Origin of the sequence: Streptomyces sp. NP-1717 (assembly GCF_022695985.1) — a bacterium.
In the GTDB taxonomy this organism is placed as follows: Bacteria; Actinomycetota; Actinomycetes; order Streptomycetales; family Streptomycetaceae; genus Streptomyces.
In genome coordinates, this window is sequence record NZ_JAAPBF010000289.1 from 1 (window position 1) to 7,643 (window position 7,643).

Below are 7,643 nucleotides of genomic sequence, written 5' to 3' on the forward strand. Positions count from 1 at the left end.
TGCTTCATGGAGCCGACCTCCGTACGAATGCTGTCGGTCTGGATGAGCCCCGGCGCCCGGGAAGATCAACCTGGACAAGGGCCGCGTCAACCTCCAGAAGAACCAGACGGTGTCGCTCGTCAAGGGCGGCGCCCCGCTGCTGACCCAGGTCAAGATGGGCCTCGGCTGGGAGCCCGCCTTCCGCGGCAAGGACATCGACCTCGACGCCTCCGTGATCGCCTACGGACCGAACCGCAACCACCTCGGCAGCTGCTACTTCGGCAAGCTGACCATCCTGGGCGGCTCGATCAAGCACTCCGGCGACAACCTCACCGGTGAGGGCGCCGGGGACGACGAGACGATCGTGGTCGACCTCGGCCGACTGCCGGCCGAGGCCACGGGCCTGGTCTTCACGGTCAACTCGTTCACCGGCCAGAAGTTCAACGAGGTCGCGAAGGCTTACTGCCGGCTGCTCGACGCGCGTACGGGCGAGGAGCTCGTCCGCTTCGACCTGACGGGCGCCGAACCGCAGACCGGCGTGATCATGGCGAAGCTCATCCGCCAGTTCTCCGGTGAGTGGGAGATGACGGCCGTCGGCGAGTTCGTGAAGTCCCGCACGGTCCGCGGCATGGTCAAGCCCGCGGCCAAGGCGCTCTGAGCACCACCCCGGATCCGCCGCCGGATCCGGGCAGGCCTGTACGGGCCGCCGCGGTCAGGGGGATCGCGGCGGCCCGGAGGCCTCGGTACTCAGAGCTTGGTCAGTTTGGAGAAGGGGCTCAGGATCCGACCCTGACGGCCCGAGAAATCGATGAGCACGGCGTTCTCGCCCTCGACTCCGATGACTCTGCCCAACCCGAACTGATCGTGGGAGACACGGTCTCCCACATCGAAGTGCTCGGGCGGAGGTGAGGCCGGGCCTTGGCGGTTGAAGGGACTGGACGGCAGGTGGCGCCGGGAACCGGCTGACTTTGTCATTACCTGGAGTATGCGCCCAACGGCCCCCGACGCGCCATGCCCGACCGCCGACGGGCCGCAGGATCACTCGTTCCCCAGCGTCCCCACGACCCTCGTCAGGACCCCCGCCGGACGGTCAGGACGCCCACGGCCAGTGAGCGTCCCGGCCCGCCTCCAGCAGCGGAACCATACGGAACGCGGCGTCGGAGAGACCGCCGAAGGTGTGCCGGTAGGGCGTCCCCGACGGTCCGTGTGCGGCCCGGTACCCCGCCAGGTTCCAGGTGTAGACGGGAACACGCCGGGGGACCTGCTCGGTCGGGTCTCCCGAGCGGTGGAACGCCGTCTGCTCGTCCGTGACGATCAGCACCCGGTCATGACCGCGGTAGTGCGTCCGCACCGCCTGCGAGGTGTTCGTACCCCCCAGATCACCGAAGCGCTCCAGGACCTTCAGCACCGACTCGCCCCGCCGGTACGTCACCTTGCGACTGCTCGAACCGAACTCCACCAGGTCCCCGCCGGCGGCGCGCATCGCCACCGCCGTCCCGAAGATCGCCGCGGCGTCCGCCCGGTTGAGCCGGGAGCGGTCGGAGAGCGGCGACCACATCGAGCCGGAGCGGTCGACCAGGATCAGCGTCCGGCCCGGCAGCGCGGGCACATTGGCCAGTGAGTGGCCGAGCGCCCGCTCCAGCGGGTAGGACCAGCGCAGCGACGGCGCGTGCTGGTGAGCGGCGAGATAGCGGAACGGGAACTGCCGCGACCGGGCGACCACCGCCGGGTCCGACAGCTCGTCGGCGACCCGGGCGGCGACCTCGTCGCTCACCCCGGCCTCGTCGAAGTTCCGCAGGTTGCGCAGCAGCGCCATCGGTCCCATGGACGGGATGACGGCCTCCCACGCCGTCGCGTCCATCGGACCCTGGAGCCAGCCCGCCAGCATCTCCCAGGTCATGCCCGCCTCGGCGAGACGCCCGGCGGCGCCGGGAGCCGTGACCACCGCGCGCCGCTCGGCGACGGGCAGCTCCATCAGCGCCCGGTGGGCGGTGAGGGTACGGTTCGACGCGGGCGGAGCGGCGGTGTCCGGGTGGTGCCGGCGGTCCAGGGCGTAACGGAACAGCTCGCCCTGCCACGCCTTCGCCGGGTCGGGCGAGGCGTGTACGAGATTGAGTATGTCCCCGAATCGATAACCCTTCGACGCGGTGTCGTACTTGAGCAGCGACTTACCGCTGTAGAGCCGCCGCACGGCGTCGGCCGTGCCCCGCTTGACGGGCTTGGGAATCGCGCGTCCGTAACGGGACGTCCAGTAGCCGAGCAATTCACCGGGCTCGTCGGCGCGCAGCAGTACGGAATCGACGACCTGCCGGTTCGACGGGCCGGTGGTGACACCCAGTTCGAGACGCGCCTTCACATATTCGGCGGCCCCGACCACGGCGGCGGTCCGCATGTTCCCGTCGCGGCGCAGCCAGCCCAGCAGACCGGCCGTCCACCGCGGGTCCTCCACCGCCAGCTCACGCACGAGGGTCAGGAAGCGGCTGTCGCGGTCGTCCCCGGACTCGTAGAACGTCCGCTGGGAAACGAAGTTGGCGACGGCGAGCAGGAACAGCTCGGACTTGGCGTCGCGGAGATGTCCGGTGCCGCCCTGATGCGTCCGGGTGGTGCGGCCGGTCGACCGCACGGGCGACAGGCCGCGGACCACGGAAAGACGCGCGTTGAAACGTGCCATGGGAATTCCCCCGAATTCGATGAAAAGTCCAGAGATCAAGGCCGGCGGAACCGACAAAGGTGCTCTGCCAACTGAGCTACATCGGCTCGAAAGCCGATGACAGGACTCGAACCTGCGACCTCCCCATTAAGAGTGGAAGTAGGTCCCGCCTTCGCACCTGGACGAATATGACTTTAGGAGGGCGCCCGACGGGCCGCCACGGGTTTTAGCGGCGGTGAGGGAGGAGGGAAAGGAGGCCGTGAGGGGGTCGGGGCGCGGCCGGGTACGGCCACGGTCCCCGGACGGTGTCGAGTGGCCGCCGCAACCTTGCGATGCTCTCTGTGCGTCGCAGTGATCGGCCGCGCACGAGCGGTCGGTTCGGAGGGGGGAGCCGTGGTGGAACAGCTCGGCGGGTACCGGTTGGTCGCTCTGCTCGGTGAGGGCGGCATGGGCCGGGTCCATCTCGGCAGGGCGGCCTCCGGGCGGCTGGTGGCCGTGAAGACGGTGCACGAACATCTGGCGGCCGATCCGCGGTTCCGCGAGCGGTTCCGGCGTGAGGCCGCCGCCGCCCGCTCGGTGGCGGGACCCTTCACGGCCGCCGTGCTCGACGCCGATCCGGCGGCCGCACGCCCGTGGCTGGCCACCGAGTTCTGCACGGGCCCCACCCTCACCGGGGCGGTCTCGGCGCTGGGACCGCTGGCCTCCGGCGAACTCGCCGCGCTCGGGGCCGCGCTCGCCGAGGCGATCGCTGCCGTGCACGCCGCCGGGCTCGTGCACCGCGACCTCAAGCCGTCGAACATCGTCGTGACGCGCGACGGTCCGATGGTCATCGACTTCGGGATCGCGCGGACCTCGGCCGAGGAGAGCCTGACCGACAGCGGTGAGATCGTCGGCTCCCCCGGCTTCATCGCGCCCGAACTGCTGACCGGGGCGGGCGAACCGGGCCCGGCCGTCGACGTGTTCGCGCTCGGGGCACTGCTCGCGTACGCGGCGACCGGGCGTCCGCCGTTCGGCACCGGGGCGGTGCACCAGGTGCTGTACCGGACCATGCACGGCCGGGCCGATCTCGACGGCCTGGAGGAGATACCGGGAGCGCGCGAGGGCGCCACGGGGTGGCGGGAGCTGCTCGGGAGCTGTCTGAGCCGGGAGCCGGACGACCGGCCGGCCGTGGCCGGGGTGCTGGCCGCGTGCGCGGCGTGGACCGAGGGCGATCCGTGGTGGGAGCGCGAGGCGGTGGCCGGTCTGATCCGGCGCCGCGAGGACGAGGTGGCCGCACTGGTCGCGAACGCGCCGGGGACGACGGCAGGGCCGGCGGACCCGAGGCGGCCGGCGGACCCGGCGGACGTACCGGCCGACGACCCGGACGGGGAACGGGGCGGCGAACCGGGCGGGAATCCGCGCGCGCCGGCCACCACGGTCGTCGGCCGCTCCCCCTGTACGACGGTCGCACCGGACACGGGCACCGGCACCGTCGCTAGCCGGGGCGCGTCCCGAAGAACCCTCCTGCGCCGGGGCGGCGCGGCCCTCGCGGGCGGCTCAGCGATCGGCGCCGTCGCCTGGCTCGCCTCACTCACCGGCCGCGCCGGCGAGGACGACGAGCCGGACCCGCCACCCTCGTACACGCTCGGGCGCGCCCTGTGGACCCGCGGCATCGGCGAGGCATCACCGGTGCGGCACGGCGACTTCCTCTATATGACGGACACGGACGGAGTGATCCGCCTCGACGCCCGGAGCGGAGCCGTGAGCTGGACCTGTCCGGCCGAGGACATTACCGCCGTCGTCCCCGGGGAGAAGCTCGTCCACGTCCTGCGGGCGCCCCGCTACCTCTTGCCGGAGATCATCGCCCTCGACGCGACGACCGGCGTCCAGAAGTGGAGCACGGGCGACGTCCGGCACCACCCCCGCCGCCCGCTGGAACTGCGCCGGCCCGGCGCTCGGCCGGACGGCGATGCGGGCACGTTCTCCGTCTCCGCCGGACTCCTCTGCCTGGTCACCCACACGAGATACGCCACGCTGTGGGAGCGACGCACCGGGGGGAACATTCCCTGGCGCGCCTACGGATACGACCCGCGCACGGGAGACCCGCTCTGGTTCCACGAGGGAGGGGAGGCCGAGGTGGTGGGCCTCCACCAGGCGGGCGGCCGGATCGCCGTGGCGTCGGCGCGCTCCTCGCTCTCCGACGAGGGCGAGGAGGGTGAACCGCTCGCCGTCCTGCGCGCCGCCGACGGCACGCTCGAACGCGAGATACCGGGCGGATCGCGGTACGTGGAGGCGCATCCCGGCTCCCGGGGGGCCCGCTGCTACCGGACGGGCGGCAGGCTCCGCTCCGTCGACCTCGCGACCCGCCGCACCCGGTGGAGCCGTGCCCTGTCCGAGGAACAGACGGACGCCACGATCACCCCCACGGCCGCCGCGGGGCTCGTGCACACCGCCACGTACGACACGCTGAGGGCCCTCGACGCGGAGACCGGCCGTACCCGCTGGAGTCTGAAGGACATCGGCTGGCCGGTGGACCGCGGTTCGCCGACGGTCTCCGGCGGGCTCGTCTACGGCCTGGGGAGAGCGCCGGAAGACGAGGACTCCGACGGCCGCCCCACCTGGGGTGTGCACGCGCGGAACGCGGCGACGGGAGCGCTCGTCTGGGCGGCCGAGACCGGTGACGCGCGGTCCGTCCTCGTCGGGGACGGCGGCGAGGGCGCGACCGGCCTCGTCCATGTGTCGGCCGACGGCACCCTGTCCACCTACGCCGCTCCGGAGCCGATATGACCGACCCCCTGTTGCCGGGAGACCCCACGACCCTCGGTTCCGTACGGCTGCTCGGCCGGCTCGGCGCCGGCGGTATGGGCCGGGTGTATCTGGGCCGTACGACCGGGGGCCGGCTGGTCGCCGTGAAGACCGTCCACGCGCACCTCGCGGCCGAGCCGCAGTTCCGCGAGCGGTTCCGGCGCGAGGCCGCCGCCGCCCGTGCCGTGACGGGGGCTCACACGGCGGCGGTGCTCGACGCCGATCCCGCGTCGCCCGTGCCGTGGCTGGCCACCGCCTATCTGCCGGGGGTCACGCTGCGGCGCGCGGTCGCCGCCGCCGGGCCGCTGGAGGTTCCGGTCGTACGGTCGCTGGGGGCCGCGCTCGCCGAGGCGCTGACGAGCATTCACGGCGCGGGACTCGTCCATCGCGACCTCAAGCCGTCCAACGTGCTGATCACGGCGGAGGGCCCGCGCGTCATCGACTTCGGGATCGCGCGTGCGCTCGGCGACCACGGGATGACGCGGGCCGGGGACATCGTCGGGACGCCCGGGTTCATCGCGCCCGAACAGATCACGGACAGCGGCCCGGTGACCACGGCGGCGGACGTGTTCGCGCTGGGCGCGGTTCTCGCCTTCGCCGCCACCGGCCGTAACCCCTTCGGGGACGGCACGGTGGCGATCCTGCTCTACCGGGCGGTGCACGAGGAGCCCGACCTGGACGGCGTGCCCGCGGGGATACGCGGACTGGTCGCCGACTGTCTGGACAAGGACCCGGCCGGGCGGCCTCCGGTCGGGGCCGTACTGGAGCGGACCGCCGATCCACGGGCGCCGCTGTGGTGGCGTGAGGAGCCGCTGCGGAGCCTGATCAGGGGTGACGGGGAGGACCGGCCGCGCGAGCGCACGGCCGTGGTTCCGACGAAGGAGGTGACGGCCCCGGCGCCGCCGGTCGAACGGTCCCGCCCGGCACCGCCCCGTCCCGCCCCCGATCCCAGCCGCGCCGAGCGTGCGGAGCGCGCCGGGCGCCGTCGTGAACTGGCCCGCCGGGGCGTGCTGGTGGCCGGTGGCAGCACCCTGGCCGGACTGTTCGGCGTCGCCGTCGTACGCGGCTGGGGAAGTCCGGGACCGGACGACACCGTGAACAGCTCGGACGGCGCCCAGCTCGAACTCGGGAAGGGGTCGGCGAACCCGGGCGCGCTCCGCTGGAGTCTCACCTCGGAGCCCAGTGACATCGATTCCCTCCTGCTCTCCGGCGGCACCGTCCTGCTGCACGGATCGCTCACGAGCGGCGTCGACGGCTATGTGCGCGCCTGTGCGGCCTCCGACGGGGCCCGGCGCTGGGAGCTGGCGGCCAGGGAGGGCGCGTCCGGTGTCTGGGGCGTGGCGGAGGGGACCCTGGTGGCGCCCGACCTCGGACTGCCCCTGGTCGAGCTGGACTCGGGCGAGGCACGCGGGACGGCGGCGCCGGTCGACCCGTTGGCGCCCCGCTGGATCACCGTCGCCGGCGGCACGTTGGTCACGGCCCACGAGGACGACACGGACGCGAAGGAGCTGCGGGCCGTCGATCTGCGCACGGGCAAGAAGCGCTGGGAACAGGACCGGGCCGGGACGCAGCCGCCGGCGGTGCTCGGCGACACGATGCTGCTGGCCGCCGTGACCGGGTGGCGGGTGGCCGGTGTCGACGCGGCGTCGGCCAGGACGCTGTGGTCGTACGAGGGGCTGAAGGACGGCGGGGACCAGCTGCTCGCCGCCGGCCCGCTGCCGGACACCGGGAACTTCGCCCTGCTCACCACGCTGGGCGAGCTGCATCTCGTCGGCGCCCGGAGCGGGAAGCGCGTCGCCGTCGCGGCGGACACCTACGCGGTGACCCCGGGCGCCACGGCCGTCGGAGTGGCGGGCGGCACCGGCCTGCTGGCCACGGCGGGCTCCCTGCACGGCTTCGATCCGGACACCGCGAAACCCCTCTGGCCGCCGCTTCCGACCCTCGGCGTCGAGACGAGCTGGCCCCGGCGCACGGGCGGGGTGCGCGGTCCGGTCACGGCGGGCGGTCTGGTGCTGCACTGGTCGAAGGCGGACAGCCTCCAGGCCGTCGATCCCACGACGGGCGAGCCCCGCTGGACGCGGCGCCTCGCGGGCGTCGCCAAGGTCCCGCCGGTCGTCACGGGCGGCACGGTCTACGCGGCCTGCGGCGAGGTCTGCACCGCGCTGCGGCTCATCGACGGCGCGGTGCGCCGCGCCTGGTCGCTGCCTGGCATCATCGACGAGCTCGCGGC

4 protein-coding genes, 1 tRNA gene and 1 pseudogene are annotated in these 7,643 nt (G+C 73.3%); 3 read left to right on the plus strand and 3 right to left on the minus strand.

Annotation, left to right across the window (positions count from 1 at the left end):
• Positions 1–46: 46 nt before the first annotated feature.
• Positions 47–637, plus strand: a pseudogene (locus GXP76_RS32370) (TerD family protein); the annotation flags it as partial.
• A gap of 89 nt (positions 638–726) precedes the next feature.
• On the opposite strand, the gene GXP76_RS32375 reads toward GXP76_RS32370, so the two are convergent.
• The 3 genes from GXP76_RS32375 to GXP76_RS32385 form a co-directional block, all read right to left on the minus strand.
• Positions 727–954: a hypothetical protein gene (locus GXP76_RS32375; protein WP_037784015.1), complete on the minus strand. Its 228-nt coding sequence runs from the start codon at positions 952–954 to the stop codon at positions 727–729.
• Between the two features lie 115 nt (positions 955–1,069).
• On the minus strand, positions 1,070–2,650 hold the full coding sequence (locus tag GXP76_RS32380) for a TROVE domain-containing protein (protein ID WP_242575187.1): 1,581 nt from the start codon (positions 2,648–2,650) through the stop codon (positions 1,070–1,072).
• A 94-nt stretch (positions 2,651–2,744) separates the two neighbouring features.
• Positions 2,745–2,814 (minus strand) — tRNA-Lys (locus tag GXP76_RS32385).
• Between the two features lie 208 nt (positions 2,815–3,022).
• On the opposite strand from GXP76_RS32385, the gene GXP76_RS32390 reads away from it, so the two are divergent.
• On the plus strand, positions 3,023–5,395 hold the full coding sequence (locus GXP76_RS32390; protein ID WP_242575188.1) for a protein kinase: 2,373 nt from the start codon (positions 3,023–3,025) through the stop codon (positions 5,393–5,395).
• On the plus strand, positions 5,392–7,643 hold a 2,252-nt coding region (locus GXP76_RS32395; protein ID WP_242575189.1), incomplete at its 3' end, for a protein kinase. The genes GXP76_RS32390 and GXP76_RS32395, both read left to right, overlap by 4 nt.

Excerpts from the sequence above, each read along its gene's own strand:
- GXP76_RS32375 (WP_037784015.1), bottom strand. The coding sequence starts at position 954 with ATGACAAAGTCAGCCGGTTCCCGGCGCCACCTGCCGTCCAGTCCCTTC.
- GXP76_RS32380 (WP_242575187.1), bottom strand. The coding sequence starts at position 2,650 with ATGGCACGTTTCAACGCGCGTCTTTCCGTGGTCCGCGGCCTGTCGCCC.